This is a genomic window from Saccharopolyspora phatthalungensis, assembly GCF_014203395.1.
Classification (GTDB): domain Bacteria; phylum Actinomycetota; class Actinomycetes; order Mycobacteriales; family Pseudonocardiaceae; genus Saccharopolyspora; species Saccharopolyspora phatthalungensis.
In genome coordinates this window covers 926,850-944,540 of sequence record NZ_JACHIW010000001.1, presented here as the reverse complement: position 1 = coordinate 944,540, position 17,691 = coordinate 926,850, and the positions used below count along the sequence as shown (strand labels likewise).

The 17,691-nt window shown below is 68.5% G+C and carries 17 protein-coding genes and 1 tRNA gene; 10 read left to right on the top strand and 8 right to left on the bottom strand.

Going from position 1 to position 17,691, the window contains the following annotated elements:
* The first annotated feature begins 40 nt into the window (after positions 1-40).
* Positions 41-1,054, top strand: a complete 1,014-nt coding sequence (locus BJ970_RS04200; protein WP_184723966.1) for a PDDEXK family nuclease — start codon at positions 41-43, stop codon at positions 1,052-1,054.
* Positions 1,055-1,197: 143 nt separating this feature from the next.
* Here the strand turns inward: BJ970_RS04200 and BJ970_RS04195 are convergent, their stop codons facing one another.
* From BJ970_RS04195 to BJ970_RS04185, 3 genes are all read right to left on the bottom strand, one after another.
* Positions 1,198-1,665 (bottom strand): hypothetical protein, encoded by a 468-nt coding sequence (locus BJ970_RS04195; RefSeq protein ID WP_184723963.1) that lies wholly within the window; start codon positions 1,663-1,665, stop codon positions 1,198-1,200.
* 165 nt (positions 1,666-1,830) lie between these two features.
* Positions 1,831-2,490, bottom strand: coding sequence for a hypothetical protein (locus BJ970_RS04190; RefSeq protein WP_246471168.1), 660 nt, complete (start codon positions 2,488-2,490; stop codon positions 1,831-1,833).
* Between the two features lie 107 nt (positions 2,491-2,597).
* A complete protein-coding gene (locus tag BJ970_RS04185) occupies positions 2,598-4,628 on the bottom strand; it encodes a UvrD-helicase domain-containing protein (RefSeq protein ID WP_184723960.1) in 2,031 nt (676 codons plus the stop codon).
* Between the two features lie 530 nt (positions 4,629-5,158).
* Here BJ970_RS04185 and BJ970_RS04180 point away from each other — a divergent pair.
* From BJ970_RS04180 to BJ970_RS04165, 4 genes are all read left to right on the top strand, one after another.
* Positions 5,159-5,980: a GNAT family N-acetyltransferase gene (locus tag BJ970_RS04180; protein ID WP_184723957.1), complete on the top strand. Its 822-nt coding sequence runs from the start codon at positions 5,159-5,161 to the stop codon at positions 5,978-5,980.
* A gap of 135 nt (positions 5,981-6,115) precedes the next feature.
* Positions 6,116-7,381: an MFS transporter gene (locus BJ970_RS04175; RefSeq protein ID WP_184723954.1), complete on the top strand. Its 1,266-nt coding sequence runs from the start codon at positions 6,116-6,118 to the stop codon at positions 7,379-7,381.
* A gap of 155 nt (positions 7,382-7,536) precedes the next feature.
* Positions 7,537-7,776, top strand: coding sequence for a DUF6158 family protein (locus tag BJ970_RS04170; protein WP_184723952.1), 240 nt, complete (start codon positions 7,537-7,539; stop codon positions 7,774-7,776).
* Entirely contained in the window at positions 7,769-9,106 is a 1,338-nt protein-coding gene (locus tag BJ970_RS04165) for an NAD(P)/FAD-dependent oxidoreductase (RefSeq protein ID WP_184723949.1), read from the top strand. Before BJ970_RS04170 ends, BJ970_RS04165 begins: the two co-directional genes overlap by 8 nt.
* A gap of 6 nt (positions 9,107-9,112) precedes the next feature.
* On the opposite strand, the gene BJ970_RS04160 is transcribed toward BJ970_RS04165, so the two are convergent.
* A complete protein-coding gene (locus tag BJ970_RS04160) occupies positions 9,113-10,453 on the bottom strand; it encodes a phenylacetate--CoA ligase family protein (RefSeq protein ID WP_184723945.1) in 1,341 nt (446 codons plus the stop codon).
* 147 nt (positions 10,454-10,600) lie between these two features.
* On the opposite strand from BJ970_RS04160, the gene BJ970_RS04155 reads away from it, so the two are divergent.
* Positions 10,601-10,673, top strand: a tRNA-Ala gene (locus BJ970_RS04155).
* A 468-nt stretch (positions 10,674-11,141) separates the two neighbouring features.
* On the opposite strand, the gene BJ970_RS04150 is transcribed toward BJ970_RS04155, so the two are convergent.
* The gene (locus BJ970_RS04150) at positions 11,142-11,747 is read right to left on the bottom strand and encodes a TetR/AcrR family transcriptional regulator (RefSeq protein ID WP_184723942.1); all 606 of its coding nucleotides are present in this window, start codon (positions 11,745-11,747) and stop codon (positions 11,142-11,144) included.
* A 61-nt stretch (positions 11,748-11,808) separates the two neighbouring features.
* On the opposite strand from BJ970_RS04150, the gene BJ970_RS04145 reads away from it, so the two are divergent.
* Positions 11,809-12,240 (top strand): VOC family protein, encoded by a 432-nt coding sequence (locus tag BJ970_RS04145; RefSeq protein ID WP_221467026.1) that lies wholly within the window; start codon positions 11,809-11,811, stop codon positions 12,238-12,240.
* Positions 12,241-12,660: 420 nt separating this feature from the next.
* Here the strand turns inward: BJ970_RS04145 and BJ970_RS04140 are convergent, their stop codons facing one another.
* Positions 12,661-13,500, bottom strand: coding sequence for an SDR family NAD(P)-dependent oxidoreductase (locus BJ970_RS04140; RefSeq protein ID WP_184723935.1), 840 nt, complete (start codon positions 13,498-13,500; stop codon positions 12,661-12,663).
* On the bottom strand, positions 13,500-14,444 hold the full coding sequence (locus BJ970_RS04135) for an SDR family NAD(P)-dependent oxidoreductase (RefSeq protein ID WP_184723932.1): 945 nt from the start codon (positions 14,442-14,444) through the stop codon (positions 13,500-13,502). The genes BJ970_RS04140 and BJ970_RS04135 overlap by 1 nt, the downstream gene beginning before the upstream one ends.
* Before the next feature lie 71 nt (positions 14,445-14,515).
* On the opposite strand from BJ970_RS04135, the gene BJ970_RS04130 reads away from it, so the two are divergent.
* Positions 14,516-15,433: a LysR family transcriptional regulator gene (locus BJ970_RS04130; RefSeq protein ID WP_184723929.1), complete on the top strand. Its 918-nt coding sequence runs from the start codon at positions 14,516-14,518 to the stop codon at positions 15,431-15,433.
* 21 nt (positions 15,434-15,454) lie between these two features.
* On the opposite strand, the gene BJ970_RS04125 is transcribed toward BJ970_RS04130, so the two are convergent.
* Positions 15,455-16,420 carry a quinone oxidoreductase family protein gene (locus BJ970_RS04125; protein ID WP_184723926.1) on the bottom strand — a complete coding sequence of 322 codons (966 nt, stop codon included), beginning with the start codon at positions 16,418-16,420 and terminating at the stop codon, positions 15,455-15,457.
* 82 nt (positions 16,421-16,502) lie between these two features.
* Here BJ970_RS04125 and BJ970_RS04120 point away from each other — a divergent pair, with 82 nt between their 5' ends.
* Positions 16,503-17,120 carry a TetR/AcrR family transcriptional regulator gene (locus BJ970_RS04120; RefSeq protein ID WP_184723924.1) on the top strand — a complete coding sequence of 206 codons (618 nt, stop codon included), beginning with the start codon at positions 16,503-16,505 and terminating at the stop codon, positions 17,118-17,120.
* 114 nt (positions 17,121-17,234) lie between these two features.
* A complete protein-coding gene (locus BJ970_RS04115) occupies positions 17,235-17,597 on the top strand; it encodes a TetR family transcriptional regulator (RefSeq protein ID WP_184723921.1) in 363 nt (120 codons plus the stop codon).
* Positions 17,598-17,691 lie beyond the last annotated feature (94 nt).

The window sequence follows — 17,691 nt, the reverse complement described above, 5'->3', positions numbered from 1 at the left end:
GAGGACGGGCGTCCTGCCCTGGAGGGAAAGGTCGGCAGGTATGAAGTTCAGGCGGAAGAACTCCGAGGCGCTCGCTGACCTGATCTGCGGAAATCTCGGCTCGCACGACCCAGCCCCTGGGACGGAGCCGAAGTACTTCCCGTACCGGTCAAGTAGCTACATCACTGAGTTCTTCCAAGAGCTCGACACCGAATGGAGGCATGACGGATCCACCAGGCATCGCTGGGTCGCCGACGTACTCGATTCTATGCTCGGCGAGCCGCACGACGGCCCAACGCACCCGCCTGAGATCTTCTGTCGCCTGATCGACCATCTCATGAGTCCCAGCGATGCGACGAATGAGGGACCAGACAGGCAGAACGCGCTGCGCCAGCTCAACGAAGTGTTGACCAAGGAAGGCTTTGAAGCCTTTTATGGCGATGATCGGCATTGCTATATCCGTCACGTCGGGACGAACACCGTTACTGTTCTGCAGGCGAACCCCCATCGGCCGCTGACGGCAGCGGAGGTCAAGCGCCGCAACTCACTCGCCGCGTACCTCGGTAGGTGCAGCGAAGACGAACTGATCGAGGAAATCCTGCTACCGCTGTTCCGCCAGCTCGGGTTCCACCGCATCACGGCGGCCGGCCACAAGGACAAGTCGCTGGAGTACGGCAAGGACATTTGGATGCGCTACACGCTGCCTACGCAGCACTTCCTCTACTTCGGCATCCAAGCCAAGAAGGGCAAGATCGACGCGTCCGGTGTCACCAGAGCGGGCAACGCCAACGTTGCGGAGCTCCACAACCAGGCCCTCATGATGCTCGCGCACGAGATCTTTGATCCCGAGACAAACAAGCGCGTTCTGGTGGATCACGGCTTCATTGTTGCTGGAGGCGAAATCACCAAGGCCGCCCGGAACTGGATCGGCAATGCGCTTCACGACGCCAAGCGAAGCCAGATCATGTTCATAGACCGTGACGACATCCTCAACCTCTACGTCGTGACCAATCTACCGCTTCCGGCTGGAGCGCTCCAGGTGGAGCGCGATCCGTGGGGCGAGCCCCCGTTCTAATCATGACGTTTCTCAAGCGGGCCGTGGCGGTGCATCGGCTGTCGCAAGACGGTGATCTACCTGCATGCTTCTTTGGCCGCGCAGGTCAAACGGGACTACGACCTGGAAGGCTCCAGCGGGCAGGAGCCTAATCGTCGTCGCGTTCAGTCACAGTGAACGTCGTGCCGTGCAGTGTCTGTCCGGTAGGGGTTTTGGCCCAGGGCGAGCTGGCCGGGTTGGCTGCTGCGGTTGAGAAGGTCAACGATTTCGGTGACCGCCGGAGGCTGTGACCGGGCACAGGTCAATACGTGTTGTCCTGTTGCTGTGCTGCCCTCGTGCTCAGGGGCTTCGATGTCTTTGTCCCACTGGGAGAGGTCAATTTCCCACTCGTCGCGTCCGTGGAGGATGTTGGGGGCCGCAGCCGGTACATCGAGGAAGTAGGGATCCGGGCTGAATGGTTCGTACGAAATGATCATTTCATGGGTGACCAGCATTGCGTCGTCGTTGCTGCATTGCGCGTGCGCCTCGGCCAGCAACCGCAGATCGGCTGCCCCCTTCTTGATCTGGTCGCCGGGGGCTTTGTGTTCGAGGCGGTTCAGGCGTTCTCGCGTCTCGCTGCTGAGATCGTCCATTCCTCCTGCTGGACGAGGAGCGAAAGGTGCAGGAGATCATCACTTCGCTGGTCAGCGCATCCTAACCGTCGACGTTGTCGATGACCTTCAGCTTGACCCTCACAACGTGCGGCTTGAACTGCCTCACAACGTGATCGAGGGAGATATCGTTCAAGACCTCTTTAGCTATGAGGACTCTCGATGGTGGTCCAGCTGCTGATCGGAAGCAGCGCGATGTGCGTCTACCGGCTGCCGGCGGGGTGAGTTCGGGAGCCGTGGTCGGAGTTCGCGACGTCGACCGATCAGGCGGGTGGTCAGGACGATCAGCTGGCAGAGCGGGGAGGGGAAGCCGAGGGCGAGGCCGGTTGCGATGTCGATCAGGGGAGCTGCCACCGCCGTGGCGAAGATCCAGTTCGGGGCGGTCGGCGGCTTCGGCCCCGCCGCCCAAGGGGTGCGGCGCCAGGGCTTGGCGATCGAAAGCCAAGCCTGGAAGGCGATCGCCGACGCCATCAGCGCGGTGCCGACCAGTTGCGGGAGCGGCGGGGTGGGTTGCCCTGCCGCGGCGGCCTCGACCGAGCGCTGCAGCGCGGCGGAAAGGATGAAGATCCCGGCATAGAGCTGGACGAGGGTGATCGCGAACTTCGCCAGTACCCACCAGTTCCGGAAGAATCCCCATGCCGTGGATGCGGCGAGCATGAAGCCGGTGAACGCCGCGGCGTTGGCGAACGGGGCGAGCAGGCGCATGTCGATCACGTGCGCCATCGAGGTCGCGCCGATCCGGACGGCCGGGTCGGCGCTGGTGAAGCTTGTTGCCAGCAAGGCGAAAAGCACCAGTGCTTGGGCCATCCAGCCGACCGAGGTGATCACGTGCAGCCACACGACGGCATGCCGCCAGCGCTGTGAGGTTCCCTTCGCCACGGATCCAGGCTGCTGGGCGCCGGGACCGGGCGATATCAGGTGGGGTCCGGAGAAGACCCTGACTCGGGACCCCGAGATCGGGTGGTTGATCGCGACGGTGCGCCGCACGACGAGATCACGGTGCCAAGCCACAGGAAATCGCGGGCCCGGGTCATGCCGACCAGACGTTGTCGGTGCAGCGCTTCGCGCTCTTCCCGGTAGCGACCTGACGGCAGCGGTTCGCCAGGCAGGAACACGCTGCGGAACTCGGTGCCCTTGGCACGGTGCACGGTGCCGACGTGGATGGGCGCGCAAGCCCGCCCGTCCCAGCGGCCCACCGGACGAACCGCGAAACCCGCGGCGCGCAACACCTTTTCCCAATGCTCGGCGGTGCCATTGGTGCGGGTGAGCACGGCAACACTGGAGTTGTCGTTGAGGCGCCGGAGCGCGGAGACCACGGCCTCCTCTTGGTTTCTACCTTGCCACTCGACGACCTGCCCGCCGCGCAGCACCGGCCGCGACGAGCGCAGCGAAACGGTCGGGCCGCCCTCGAGGTCGTCAAACCGGTCGATCGCGTCGAGCTCCCCGGCCCGCTCGGTGATCGCGAGCCGGTTCCGGTAGTTGCGGCGCAGGATTTCCCCGCGGCCCCGCAACGAGATTCCGGCCTCGGACAGCCGCCAACCACCGGCGTGCACCTGCTGCTGACCGTCGCCGACGAGCAGCAGCTGGTCCGGCCCGTCGCCGCTGATCGCGTGCACCAGTCGCAGCCCGATCAGCGTCAGGTCTTGGACCTCGTCGACCACAACCGAGGTGTACTGCCGGGGCAACGGGCGGCGTTCGATCTCGGCCAGCGCCCGCATCAGCACGTCGTTGTGGTCGAAGGCGTCCCGTTCGGACAGCGCGCGCTCATACTCGCAGTAGAACTGCCAAACATACGCCCGGAATTCGGGTGGCAGGTTCGCGCCGCGGCCCTTTCGCGACACCGACCGGTAGGTCTCCAACGACCGGATGCCGCGTCCCTTGATCACCCGGTCGATCTCGTCCTTCCAGTAGCCGCGCACCGGCCTGAAGTTGCGCAGCGTCTCGGTCAGCTCGGAGCGTTGCCAAACCGCGTTGAATGCCTGCTCCACCTGCTGCTCGTCGACCTCGGCGGCCCGCCCGCGCCCGGCCAGGAAGTCGCGCGCCCAGGCGTGCAGGTGGGTGAACTCGATGCGTTGCGCGAGCTGCGGCGCTAGGGACCGGAACTGTTCTTCGGCGATCAACGGCAGGTTGCGCAGGTGCGTGGTGAACAGCAGTCGCCCGGTGGTGCGTCGCGCCAGGTAGGCCAAGCGGTGCAGGGCCACCACGGATTTGCCGGTGCCGGCCGGGCCGGTGATCCGCGCGGGCCCCGAGTAGCGCCGTCGCACCGCGCCGAGCTGGGTGCCGTCCAGGAAGAACCGCCAGTCCGGGAACAGTCGCTCCGGGGCGCGCTCGACCTGCTCCCGGCGCGGGTCGGGTATGTCGAACGGGCTTGCCGTACCGCCGGTCCGGCCGGGGCCGCGCTGCTGCGGGATCCGCCGCGGTTGCCACATGATCGGCGTCAGGTCGAAGGTGCGGCCGTCCAGGTGCCGGGCGATGGCCTGCACATCCGCTTCTTCCAGTACCCGTTCGCCGCGCCGCAGGATCCGGTCGAGTTCGCCGTCGGTGATCGTGAGGTGTTCGCCGGTATTCGACGGGCGGCCGCGGTGGCCGGCGGGCTGCACGAGCACCGTCCGGGCCGCCGCTTCGGTCAGCATGCCCGGCCCGATCGAGGCTCCGGCCAGCCGTTCCGCGGCCCACACGAACGCCTCCCGCGAGGTCTCCCACCCGGGTTCCTCGTCGCGCAACAGGATCAGCAACACCCCGAGCGGCCCGACGAGCACCGCGTCGGGCCGGTCGGCCGGGGTGTGCGGCGCGGATCGGTGGAGCAGCGGAAACCAGCCGTTTTCGTGCTCCACCGCGAATCGCTGGAGCACCCGGTGCTGCCAGGTCGGCAGGGACCGGTCCCGCAGCTGCGCCTCGGCCTCGCGGCGCAGTCGTTCCCGGCGATGGTGGCAGGTCCCGGTCACGGTGCCTCCGTATCTTGTGGGCCCCACACCCGGTCGGCTCGGCTAGAGCGGAGAAGCGAACTCGTCGCTCGATGATCCTCCAGCGCCCGGTGGGAAACCCGCCCCCGGACGGCGGCACCGTCGGCGCAGGGTTGACCACGGCTTGGACACGCTCGGTATCGAGGCTAATGCGTAGCGTGGCATTTTCGGGCGCGGTTGAGGCAGATCACCTGGATGTAGCAGGAGGCATCAGGCGAGGCCGTCATCGATCAATAGGTCCAATGTGGACATTGTCGGGCGCCGTTCCTGCACGACCATGCCCAGCCGCGCCAGGCTGAGCTTTAGGTGGGACCTTGTGGAAGGTGATCATCTTGGACGCGTGTGATGTTCGGTACCCCGTCGCGAATGTCGTGGTGCCTTGCGCTCACCGAGTTCGCGTCGAACAAGACGACCAGCAGCTTCTCGGCGAGTTCTGCGGGCGTGCGCAGAGCGCGCCATGCCTAGTCAGTCCGACCGCGCGCCGAGCCGAACGGGGCGGGGACAATGAAAGGGTGGATCCGCTGCACGACCCTGACGACGAAGCCCTGCTCGACCCCCGGCAGGCTCGCGATCTCGCCGGGCTGATCGAGACCGCGCGGCTGGCCTCGGCCACCGTGCGTTACGGGCTGCGCACGCGAGTCGGCGCCGCGACGCTGGTGCTCAACCAGGACAACCCGTTGCCCATCGCGAACCACGCGTGCGCGTTGTGGGGCACGCTCGCCGAGGTCGCCGGGACCCTGTTGGCGCTGGAGCAGGTCTTCGCCGAGGCGGGTCGCGCCGAGGCCGTCGTCTACGCGTCGCCGACTACGGTCGCGGAGATCGAAGGCATCGCCGACGACGCAGGTTGGCGCGCGGTGGAAGAACTCGTGGCGCTGCTGCACCGGGTTCGCCAGGACGCCAAGGGGCTCGCGCGTCCGGCCGAGGACCATGATCTGCCCGCGATCGTTGACCTGATCGCCGACGACGCCGGGCTCTCCGCGTCGGGCGAGCGGCGGCTGCTGCGCAACCTCGGGCACCGGATCGACGATCCGCGCTGCGTGTTGCGCGTCGTCGACGATCCGGGTGCCGACCGCATCGCCGGATTCGCGCAGGGCTTCATCGAGCGCGGCATCGGCCTGGTCGAGCAGGTGATCGTGCGGCCCGGCCGCCGACGCCGGGGCGTCGGACGGGAGCTGGTCGCGGAGGTCGTCGACGAGCTGCACGAGCGTGATGCGCTGCTCGTCGCGGCGCACTGCGAGGAGGGCGGCACGGCCGAGCGGTTCGCCGAAGCCTGCGGTTTCGAGGTGGTCTACGCCGTGACGGCCTATGCCCGCCGCATCGACGATCTCCTGTGACGAACACCTCTCACCCGGAATAGCGGGCCGAGGCGCGCGTTAACAACGCACGAAGTTGCTGAGACGCGGTTAGTTGATTGACCGCGTCGAAGGCGCGTGTTTCGCTTAGTTTGCCTAAGTAGGTTGGGAGGAACGGTGTCGAGCAGCTCGGCAACGGCGGATGAGACCACCGAGGACTCCGGCATCGGTTCCCTACCTCGCGAGATCTGGGTACTGGTCATCGGCAGCTTCATCGTCGCCGTCGGCATGGGCATCGTGTCGCCGGCACTACCGACGTTCGCTGCCAGCTTCGACGTCGGGGTGACTGCGGCGTCCTTCGTGATCAGCGCGTTTGCCTTGATGCGGCTGGTCTTCGCGCCGGTCAGCGGGCGTCTGGTGTCGTTCTTCGGGGAGCGCTCCATCTACGTGTGGGGCATCAGCATCGTCGGCGTCAGCACCGCCGCCTGCGCGTTCGCGGGTTCCTACTGGCAGCTGCTGATCTTCCGGGCCCTCGGCGGCACCGGTTCGACGATGTTCACGGTGTCGGCCTTGGCGCTGCTGGTCCGCCTCGCCCCACCGCACCTGCGCGGCCGCGCGTCCGGACTGTGGGCGACGAGTTTCCTGCTGGGCAGCGTCTCCGGGCCGATCATCGGCGGCCTCATGGTCGGCTACTCGCTGCGCCTGCCGTTCATCACCTACGGAATCGCGCTGTTCGTCGCGGCCTTCATCGGCTGGTTGTTGCTGCGGAAGTCGACGCTGGCCGCGCGGCAGGTCGACACCGGCGCGCCATCGATGACGGTCGGCCAGGCGCTGCGTCACCGCGCCTACCGGGCGGCGATGCTGTCGAACTTCAGCAACGGCTGGGCGGTTTACGGCGTCCGGATCGCGTTGGTCCCGCTGTTCGTGGTCGAGGCCCTTCGCTCCACCCAGTCGATGGCGGGCGTCGCACTATCCGTGTTCGCCGCCGGCAACGCCGCAGTGCTGTTGTTGTCCGGCCGAATCGCGGACAAGCGCGGGCGCAAACCGCTGGTGCTCGTGGGGCTTGCCGTCTCCGGCCTGGCCACGGCCTCACTCGGCTTCACCGACTCCGTCCCGTGGTTCCTCGCCGCCTCGCTGATCGCCGGTATGGGCGCCGGAATCCTCAACCCCGCCCAGAACGCCGCGGTCGCCGACCTCGTCGGCGCGACGGGCAAGGGCGGGCCGGTGCTGGCCGCGTTCCAGATGGCCGCCGATTGCGGCGCGATCGTCGGCCCGCTGATCGCCGGCGTGCTCGTCGACACGGTGTCGTACCGGGCGGCGTTCGCCGTCACCGGATTCACCGCCGTGCTCGGCCTGCTGGCCTGGATCGGCGCACCAGAGACCCGCCCTACCAGGCCGGTCGTTCGACACACGCAGGCGGAAACGCTCGACGAAGCTGCCTGATCCCCCCGCGATCGAGTCGCCGACCGATCGGCCGCACCGCAGCCTGGAGGCACGATCCGGCAGGTGTCCGGTCGCGGCAGGTGGGGTATTCCGGCAATGACGTCGTGACCCCACGGCGTCGCGGTTGCGCCTGCCTGCCGACGCGGGAGGACGACATGAGCACGACCACCGGGATTCCCGGCAACGAGCTGACCGAAGGTCTGCTGCTGCGGGAACTGCGGCACCTGCACCAGACCCGCAACGAGACCTTCCTGCACGGTTCTGCGGATGCGCTGCGGGAACACACGGCGCGCACCTTCGAGCTCGAACAGGAGTACCTGCGGCGGCACCCGGAGCGCGAAGTGGACCCGCGCCGCACCCGCTCCGGTGCGAGAGGGGAGCCGCAGCATGCCTGAGCCACGGATCGTGATCATCGGCGGCGGACACGTCGGCCTGACCCTCGCATTGCGCCTGCAGCGGATGCTGCGGCCGGGCGAAGCCCGAGTCACGGTGATCGATACCCAGCCGCACATGACCTACCAGCCGTTTCTCCCGGAGGCTGCGGCCGGGTCGCTCGAACCGCGGCACGTGGTGGTGCCGCTGCGTGAGGCGCTGCGCAAGTGCGAAGTGCTGACCGCGCAGGTATCCGCCATCGACCACGCCGATCGGCAGCTGACCGCGACGCTCGGCGACGGGAGAGTCGTGCACTGCGGCTACGACATCCTGGTGGCCGTCCCCGGCTCGATCTCGCGGGCGCTGCCCATTCCCGGCTTAGCCGAGCAGGGCGTCGGGTTCAAGACCATCGGCGAGGCGATCTTCCTGCGCAACCACGTGCTTTCCAGGTTGGATATCGCGGCCAGTACCACCGACGAAAAGCTCCGACGCCGGTTGTTGACGTTCGTGTTCGTCGGTGGCGGCTACGCGGGCATCGAGGCGATGGCCGAGCTGGAGAGCATGTCCCGCTACGCGATCCGCAGCTATCCGCAGGTCGCGTCCCGGGACATGCGCTGGGTGCTGGTCGAAGCGATGGGCCGGATCATGCCCGAGGTCAGCCCGCCGATGAGCGAATACACCAAGCAGCGGCTGACGGAACGCGGCATCGAGGTGAAGCTGAACACCACCGCGAAGTCCTTTATGGACGGACATGTGATGCTCTCCGACGGCGACGTGTTCGATGCCGACACGGTGGTGTGGACGGCCGGGGTCAGGCCGCACCCGATGCTGGAGGACAGCGACCTGCCCAGGGACTCCAAGGGCCGTGTCGAGTGCACGGCGAAACTCCAGGTCCGCGGCATCCACAACGTGTTCTCCGCCGGTGACTCCGCCGCGGTCCCGGACCTGACGAGCAGCGACCCGGACGCCCTGTGCAGCCCGTCGGCGCAACATGCGGTGCGCCAGGCCAAGGTGCTGGCGGACAACATCCTCGCGCTCCTGCGCGGTGAGAAACTCGGCAACTACAAACACAAATACGCCGGAGCGGTGGCCGGGCTCGGCCTGTTCCAAGGCGCGGCCGAGGTCTACGGGGTGAAGCTCAAGGGCTTCCCGGCATGGTTGCTGCACCGCTGCTACCACCTGGCGAAGATGCCGACCGCGTCCCACAAGGCCCGCATCCTCGGCGACTGGCTGCTGGAACTGCCGTTTCGCCGCCAGGTCGTCGCCCTCGGTGAGCTCCATGACCCCCGAGCCGAGTTCGTCAAGGCCGCCAATACCCGCGGCCTGCCCAAATCACACGGCCGCGCCGTCTGACCGCGATCATTCGAGTCCGGGCAAGGGAACGACGCCGTGCTCCCAACGGACCAGCCGCGGGGTCTTGCCTGACTCTTCGCGCGGGAGGTGGTCGGGCGGGAGTACCCGGACGATGCACGAGATGCCGAGCCGTGCGTACAGCGCACCGGCGAGCTCGCGTTCCAAGACCTCGGCGTCCCCATGCGGGTCCCGCGGTTCGACGGCGATCCGCAGCTCGGGCCGCGACTGGTCGCGGCGGTCCTCGACGATCAGGTAGTGCGGCGCCACCCGCCGATCGGCCAGCAGGACCGTCTCGATCTCGGACGGGAACACGTTGGTGCCGCGAATGACCAGCATGTCATCGGTCCGCCCGAACACCCGGCTCATCCGGCGCAGCGTCCGCGCCGAGCCGGGGGCGGGCCCGCTCAGCGAAGCCACATCACCGGTCCGGTAGCGCAGCAGGGGGGTACCCGTCTTCGTCAACGTCGTGAACACCAACTCGCCGACCTCGCCGGCGGGCAACGGCGCGCCGTCCGGGCCGACCACCTCGGGGTAGAAGTGGTCCTCGGCGATGTTCAACAAGCCTTCGGAGTCCAGCGACTCGCACGCAACGCCCGGCCCGATCACCTCGGTGAGCCCATAGATGTTGAGCGCCCGCAACCCCAGCAGCCCCTCGATGCTCAGCCGCATCTCCGCTGTCCACGGCTCGGCCCCGAACAAGCCCACCCGAAGCGACAACTGCTCGGCGACGATCCCGGTCGAGGCCAACGCCTCACCCAGGTAGATCGCGTATGACGGTGTGCAGCACAGCACATCTGGACGCAGATCAAGCAACAACCGGAGCTGCCGGTCGGTGGCGCCGCTGGACACCGGGACCACGGTCGCCCCTAGCCGCGTCGCCCCATGGTGAACGCCGAGCCCACCGGTGAACAGCCCGTACCCGTAGGCGCAGTGCACGAAGCTGCGTCGCGTCACGCCCGCGCCCCCCAGCGCCCGAGCCATCACCTGCGCCCACACATCGACGTCGTGCGCGGTGTAGGGCACCAGGGTCGTCCGCCCCATCGTGCCGGACGAGCCGTGCACGCAGACGATGTCGGCCTCGGACGCGGCGCGCAACCCGAACGGGTAGTGGTCCCAGAAGTCCTGCTGGCAGACGAACGGCAACCGGTGCAGCTGGTCGAGCCCCACATCGGAGCCCCGCGAGACGCCGCAGTCTCGAAGCCGCCCGGCCTGCATGCCATCGGCGGCCAGCAGCCGATCGACCAGCCGACGCAAACGGTATTCCTGCAGTTCACGGCGTCGCTCGGGATAGGCCCCCTCGGCCTCGGGGTCCACCAGCGAAGGACGCACGCCCTGTGCTGTCGCCACGCCCCAGGGTCTAGCAGCTCGACGGTGCCCGTGGGTAGATCCAAGAGGGGGGACCCCCCGAAAGACCCCTGCGGGCGCTGTTGTACTGTATTGACACACGAGATGAGCGGGACGGAACGAACCGAACACCTCGGGAAAATCAAACAAGGGGCTGTGGCGCAGCTGGTAGCGCACTTGACTGGCAGTCAAGGGGTCACGGGTTCGAATCCCGTCAGCTCCACTGGTCCGAAGCATCGGTAGCCCCTGCACCACCTCTGACCTGGCATTATGTCGGCTGAGGGGGCTACCGATCGGGCCCTTTCGATCGAGCTATGGCCCGCTCCGCTTCGGCGCTCGTCACGCGTGTCGGCCATCCTCCCGTTGTCGCCGGATTCAGGCGGCGGGTTACTGCGCGGCGAGAGGGTTGCCGACCTATTACGGCTCTGCCCCGGCCCCACGCCGGTCAGCCTCGATGCCCCGCCGATGCGATGATGAGGTCGTCGCAGAGCATCAACGCGGCCTCGCCACACGTACTCGGAGCGAGTCCGGTAACCCGTAGCCGCCCGCCGGGTTCGAGAGGCTGCTGTCGGTCGTCGCCCGGTGCTCACGCGAACTGGTGACCGTCAGATCCGACGTTCGGCTGTGCTTTGCGACCGACGTCGGCGCGCGGACGCCTTCGTTCCATCGGGCAGATCAGCCGTCCCGGCGTTCAGGCGACGTACGCCCCTGTCAGGGCTGTTGCCCCCGCAGCCGCCTCCCGTTTGGCCTCGCTGAGCGGGTCTGGGGTGTCCTTGAGGACTCCCTCGGTCAGGAATACGGCGTGGCCGTGGGCGCAGGCGGCAATCGCCAGTACCAGCCTGCGTGCTTGGTGGTCATCGCGGCACAGGGCGCGGGCCGGCGCATGCAACTCGGTGAACAGGGCCTGGCCCGCTTCGTCGAGGGCGGGGAAGCGTTCCTTGTCCAGGCCAGCGGCGAAGGTCAATTTGAACAGTGCCGGCTGGTCTGCGGCGAACTGGACATAGGCCGCCGCGAAGGCCGCCAGTTGGTCGCCCGGATCGGTGGCGTCGGCCATGGCGGCGCGGTACTGCTGCCGTTGTTCGGTGTAGGCGCGCACCCCGAGGGCGGCCAGCAGCGCGTCACGGTCGGGGTAGTGCTTGTACGGCGCGGCCACGCTGACCCCGGCGCGGCGGCTGGCCTCGGCCATGGTGAATCCGCTGATCCCCTTGGTGGCCACCAGTTCCAGTGCGGCCTGTTCCAGCGCGCGACGCAGGTCACCGTGGTGGTGCCCGCTGGCCCGCTTGACGGTCTCCGACATGCGCCTTAGGTTAGTACCACTAACCTGGTTAGTGTTATTAACCTTGGATTGGGAGGTCACTGTGCCTGATGTGGATCTGGGTTTGGACGTGCATCACACCAGCCTGTCCGTGGCGGATCTGGACGCGCAGCGCGCCTGGTATCAGCGTGCTCTCGGGCTGCACGAGGTCGTCGCGGAGTTCCAACTCGACGAGCTTGCCGTGCGCACCGTCGTGCTGCGCTCCGGCGCCGGCGTACGCCTGGAACTGATCGAACGGGCCGGCGCGAGCCGGCACCGCGACTATGCCGATCCGCTGGACGCCGCGAGCACCCTGGGGTTCGGACACTGGGCGGTGTCGGTCCGCGACTTGGATACCGCGTTCGCCGCGATCGTGGCGGCCGGCGGTGTCGAGGTGTGGCCGCCGGCCGACGCGGTGGAGCCGGGTGCCCGGTTCGCCTACGTCAAGGACCCGGAGGGCAACCTCATCGAACTGATCCAGCCGCCGACGCGGTGAAAGCGCAGCGGCAAGCGCGTCTAACAGACGTCCGAGCGAGAGGAGTGGTGACGTGTTCACGATGATGACCGTGATCCGTAAGCGGCCCGAGGTGTCCACAGAGGACTTCCGGCGGTTCATGGAACTGGAGTATGGGACCAGTTACGTCGAACTCCCGCAGACGAGGGAATACGTTCAGTACTACCTCGACGACGTCATGACCGACGGCGCGGAGGACCCGATCGACGCGATCGTGCATATCAGCTTCGAGTCTCAGGAGGAGATGCGCCACGCCTGCAGACCGAAAGTTACCGCAGGGCCCATGAACTGCGTCAGGGGTACATGCGGGAGACGTCGGTCGGGATTCACTCCGCCATCGTGGACCGCGTGGTCAAGCTCGTGTAGACCGCGCCGGGTCCGTGCGACGGGACGACCCGGCGGTCAGCCGACTGCCGGGGCCCAGGGCAGTATCTGTCCGTTGCGGATGAGCTGGCCGTAGTGGTCGGGGTTGACGGGGTCGAGCGCCAGGTCGACGAGCGGGATGGCGGCCTGTGCCGGGGTGGGGGCCGCGCTGACGTCCCACCACTGGGCGGAGGTGGAGGTGTTCATCATGCCGGGGCAGACCGCGGCGAGCAGGATGCCGTGTGCGGTGTCGTGCTCGCGGCGCTGTGCGGCCAGGGCGCGGACGGCGGCGACCTGGCCGATCTTGGAGGGGATGTTGACGAAGCCGGGCCAGGCCCCGGCCCGGGCGCTGCCGTCGCGCACGGCGTCCCGCCACGCGGCGACCTGCTTGTCCACTTCGTCCAAAGAGGACAGACCGTCGAAGCGGTCGCGCAGCACGGGCGCGAGGTAGTGCAGCGTGCCCAGCGAACTGGCCACCACGATGAGCCGGCTGCCGTCGCGCAGCAGCGGGGCGAAGGCCCGCAGCACGCGGGTGGTGCCGAAGTTGTTGACCTCGGCGTAGTCCTCGACGATCGCACGAGGATCGTCGTCCGGGCCGACCCGCATCACGGCGTTGTTGAACACGATGTCGACGCCCCCGTGGCGCGCGTGCAGCTGCGCGGCGAGGCGGTCGGCTGCCCCGGGGGTGGCCACGTCGAGGACCTCGCCGCGGACCTGGGCTCCGCCGCCGGGCATGGCGTGCACGGCCTGGTTGACCCGGTCGATGTCGCGGCCGGTGAGGTAAACGGTGTCGGCCTGGGTCAGGTGCTGGGCGAGTCCCTCGACCAGGGCCAGGCCCAAGCCTTGAGTAGCACCGGTGACCAGGGCGGTTTTCGGCATCACGACAGTCCTTCCGCAGTGGCGAGCAGGGTTTCGGACAGGGTCCACAGGCGCTTCGCGCCCTCCGGGTCCAGCGCATAGCGCGCCACGCCGTGCAGGCGCGGTGCGTCAGCGCGACGGTCGATGGTCTCGGTCTCGTTGCAGTCGGCGAAGTAACGTCCGCCGATTCCGGCCAGCAGCGGCGAGGTGGCGAGCAAGACCGAGGTCGCTGCGCCTTGTTCCGGGGTCTTGATCAGTTCAGGCGGGACCGTGCCGCTGCCCCGGCCGCCGGTGTGGCGCTGGAGGTCGGTGTAGATCGCGCCGGGCATCAGCGCGTTCGCGGTGATCCCGTCGCCGGCCCAGCGGCGGGTCGCCTCGACCGCGAACAACACGTTCGCCGTCTTGGACTGGCCATAGGCGAGCCACGGATCGTAGGGACGGAAGGCGAAGTGGATGTCGTCGAACACCACCGGCGAGAGCAGGTGACCGCTGGAGCTGACCAGGACGATGCGGGCGGCGCCGTCGGCGGCCAATGCCGGGTGCAGCCCGGTGGCCAGGGCGAAGTGCCCGAGGTGGTTGGTGGTGAACTGCCATTCCCAGCCCTGCGTCGTGTGCCGCTCGGGGCAGGCCATCACCCCCGCGTTGGCGACCAGGATGTGCAGCGGCCCGGCCCAGGCCGCGGTGAACGCGGCGATCGAGGCCGGGTCGGTCAGATCCAGCGGTGCGACCTGCAACGCGGTGTTGCCGGTGGTCGCGACGATGTCCTTGGCGGCACGTTCGCCGGCCTCGGTGTCGCGGACGGCCAGGGTGACCTCGGCACCGGTGCCGGCCAGGGCGCGGGCGGTCTCCACGCCGAGGCCGGAGGACGCGCCGGTCACGACCGCGCGACGGCCGGTCAGATCAATCCCCGCGGCGACCTCGGCCGCGGTGCTGGCAAAACCGAATGGAGTGTTGATCAGGCTCATGCAACCGACGCTAAGCCGCATCCGGCGATGCCGCCAGCGAGAAAAACTCAACCATGATATGCGTAAACGTCATGTCCTTCACTGATGCGTCGCTGGTCGCGCTGCGAGTATTTCGGGAGGTGGCCGAGCGGGGCACGCTCACCGCCGCGGCCGCCGCGCTCGGCTACACCCAGTCCGCGGTGTCCCGTCAGATCGCTGCGTTGGAACGCGCGGCGGGCACGCCGCTGCTGGAACGCCGCCACGACGGGGTACGCCTGACCCCGGCCGGGCGCGTCGTCCTACGGCGTGCCGCCACCGTGGTCGACCAGGTCGACGCCACAGCACGGGAGCTGGCCGGGTTGCCCGACGAGCCTGCCACGGTGCGACTCGGCTGGTTCACCAGCGCCGGGGCCTCCCTGGTCCCGCAGGCGCTGGCCGCGTTGCACCGCACCCATCCGGCCATCACCGTCACCACGCGCGAGGGCAGCACCCCGGCGCTGGTCCGCGCGCTGCGCGCCGGCACGGTGGACCTCGCGCTGCTGGCCTCGGCGCCGCCGTTTCGGCCACCCGACACCGAAACACCGGCCCTGCGCCTGCAGACACTCACCGAACGCAGCCTCCGGATCGCCGTGCCCGCCACCCATCCACTCGCCCGGGCCGAATACATTGACGTCGCCGACCTGCACGGCCAGCGGTGGATCGCCGGCTCGGGCGAGGACCGGGTGATGGGCGTGTGGCCCGGCCTGGACGAGCGGCCCGACATCGCCCACACCGCCCGCGACTGGTTGGCCAAGCTCCGCCTCGTCGCCGCCGGCTGCGGCATCACCACCGTGCCCACCGCGCTCGCCCCCGCCAGGTTCGAGGGCGTGCGCGTGCTGCCCGTCCGCGGCGGGCCCGCCGAACGACGGCGCATCCTGCTCGCCCGGCTGCCCCAACCCATGTCCGAACCCGCCGCCCGCCTTGCCGACGCACTCCGCGCCGCGGCGATCGACACGGAGGACTCGCTGTAGGGCGGTGTCGCGGCAGGGATGTTAGGGCACGAGCAGCAGTTTGCCGGTCGTCGCACGGGACTCGATGTCGCGATGGGCCTGCGCGGCGTCCTTGAGCGGGTAACGTCCACCGATCTCGACCCGCAACCGTCCATCTTGGACCAGACGGAAGATGTCCGCGGTGTGTCGCAGGAGCGCCTCGCGGGTCGAAATGTGGTCGCGGAACACCGGGTAGCAGATCTTGATGCTGCGGGGCAGTTCGCGCAGGTTCACCACCGGAGCGTCGCCGATGACCGCGCCGTAATACAGCAGCGTGCCATGCCGGCGCACCACGGTCATCGACGCGCGGAAGGTCGTTTCCCCGCCGCCGTCGAACACGGTGTGCACGCCCTGCCCGCCGGTGAGTTCCAGGACCGGCTCCACGAAGGCGTCCCCGGTGGAGACCAGAGCGTGGTCGGCCCCGATCTGCCGGGCGAGGTCGGCCTTGGCCTTCGTGGAGGTCAGCCCGATGACGGTCCCGCCGCGCGCCTTGATCAGCTGGACGAGTTTCTGGCCCAGTCCACCGGCCGCCGCGTGCACCAGCGTGATGTGCCCGGGCTCGACGGGCGCGGCCTCGGTGGCGAAGTGGTGTGCGGTGATGCCCTGCATCATCACGCTCGCGGCCACCTCGTCGGAAATGCCGTCCGGCACGGGCACCGCGCTCGTGGCGGGCAGCACCAGCTCTTCGGCGTAGGAGCCGTAGGCGTACACCCATGCGACCCGGTCACCGACAGCGAACTCGGTCACTCCCTCGCCGAGTTCGGCGACCCGGCCGGCGCCCTCGACGCCGGGCACGAACGGCACCTGGCCCACCGCCGGCCCGAGCCGCCGCGCCCCGGTGTCCATGAAGTTCACCCCTGCCGCCGCAACCTCGACGCGGATCTGTCCGGGACCGGGCCGCGGTGTCGGCCGCTCCGCGATCCGCAGTTCCTGCGGCCCACCCAGCTGTTCGACCACAATCGCCTGCATCGTCGTGCACCCTTCTGTCGGTTCGACAGCCACACTCGTCCGGATAAAATGGACCCGCAAGTTCAGAAAATGAGGGATTGCCATGCCGACCGCCAGCACCGCCACACCGCGACTGACCGCCAAGGGAGCCGCGACCCGGCGGCGCATCATCGAAGGAGCGGCAGCCGAGATCCGCGAGCGGGGCGCCGCCTCGACCACCTTGGACGACGTGTGCGCCCGCACCGCGACCAGCAAGAGCCAGATCTTCCATTACTTCCCCGGCGGAAAGGAGGAACTCCTGCTCGCCGTGGCCGCCCGTGAAGCCGACCGCGTGCTGGAGGACCAGCAGCCACACCTGGGCAAGCTGGCCAGCTGGCAGGCGTGGCACGACTGGCGTGACGCGGTCATCGCGCGCTACCGCAAGCAAGGCATCCACTGCCCGCTGGGGGTGCTCATCACCGAACTGGGCCGCAGCACGCCGGCGGCGCAAGCCCTCACCGCGCACCTGATCGACCGGTGGCAGGCCGCCCTGCGGGCCGGGATTCGGCATCTGCAGGACACCGGCGAGATCAGCCGGCAACTCGACGCCGACCGCACCGCGGCCGCCCTGGTCGCCGCGGTGCAGGGCGGCGTGACCATCCTGATGTCCACCGGCCGGATCAGTCACCTGGAAGCCGCCCTGGACACCTCCTTGACGCTGCTGCGAACGACCCGTAATTGAGAGCCAAGCTATCAATTAGTGAGTATGAGCAACGTCACCACGACTCCTGGCCACCTTCTTCACGAACCTGATCGACCTCGCCGGCGAGCCTGCGCCGAGCCGGCCGAGTCCTGTTTGGACACCTACCTCGACGCGGTCGGCGGGGCACTGGCTGCCAACCGTGGCTTCATACACGGGATGTGGGGTGCGCTAGCGCCCACCCAGTTGATCGCCGAACTGGAGGACCTGACCGGCCGCTTGCCGACCAAAGCCCAGCAGGGCGGAATCAGCGAACAGGTCACGGTCGGGGACATCGCCGCCGCGATCTGGGCTCTGCGAGGCGTCATCACCACCAGCGGCGACGTCGCGCCGGACGCCTGGCGCCGGCACCTCACGTATCTGCTCGCCGGATTCTACGCCACCGTCGACCACTCGACCGCCACGCTCACCGCCCAGCAGATCGCCGCAGCGGTTTCCTCGTCCCGGCGAACTCGCTGACCACGTGAGAATCCGATTCGGACAGACCCGTCCGCCGGACATGCCCGGCCGGACCGGGGACGAAGAGGCGGGTCCGCACGGCGTCGACCGCGAG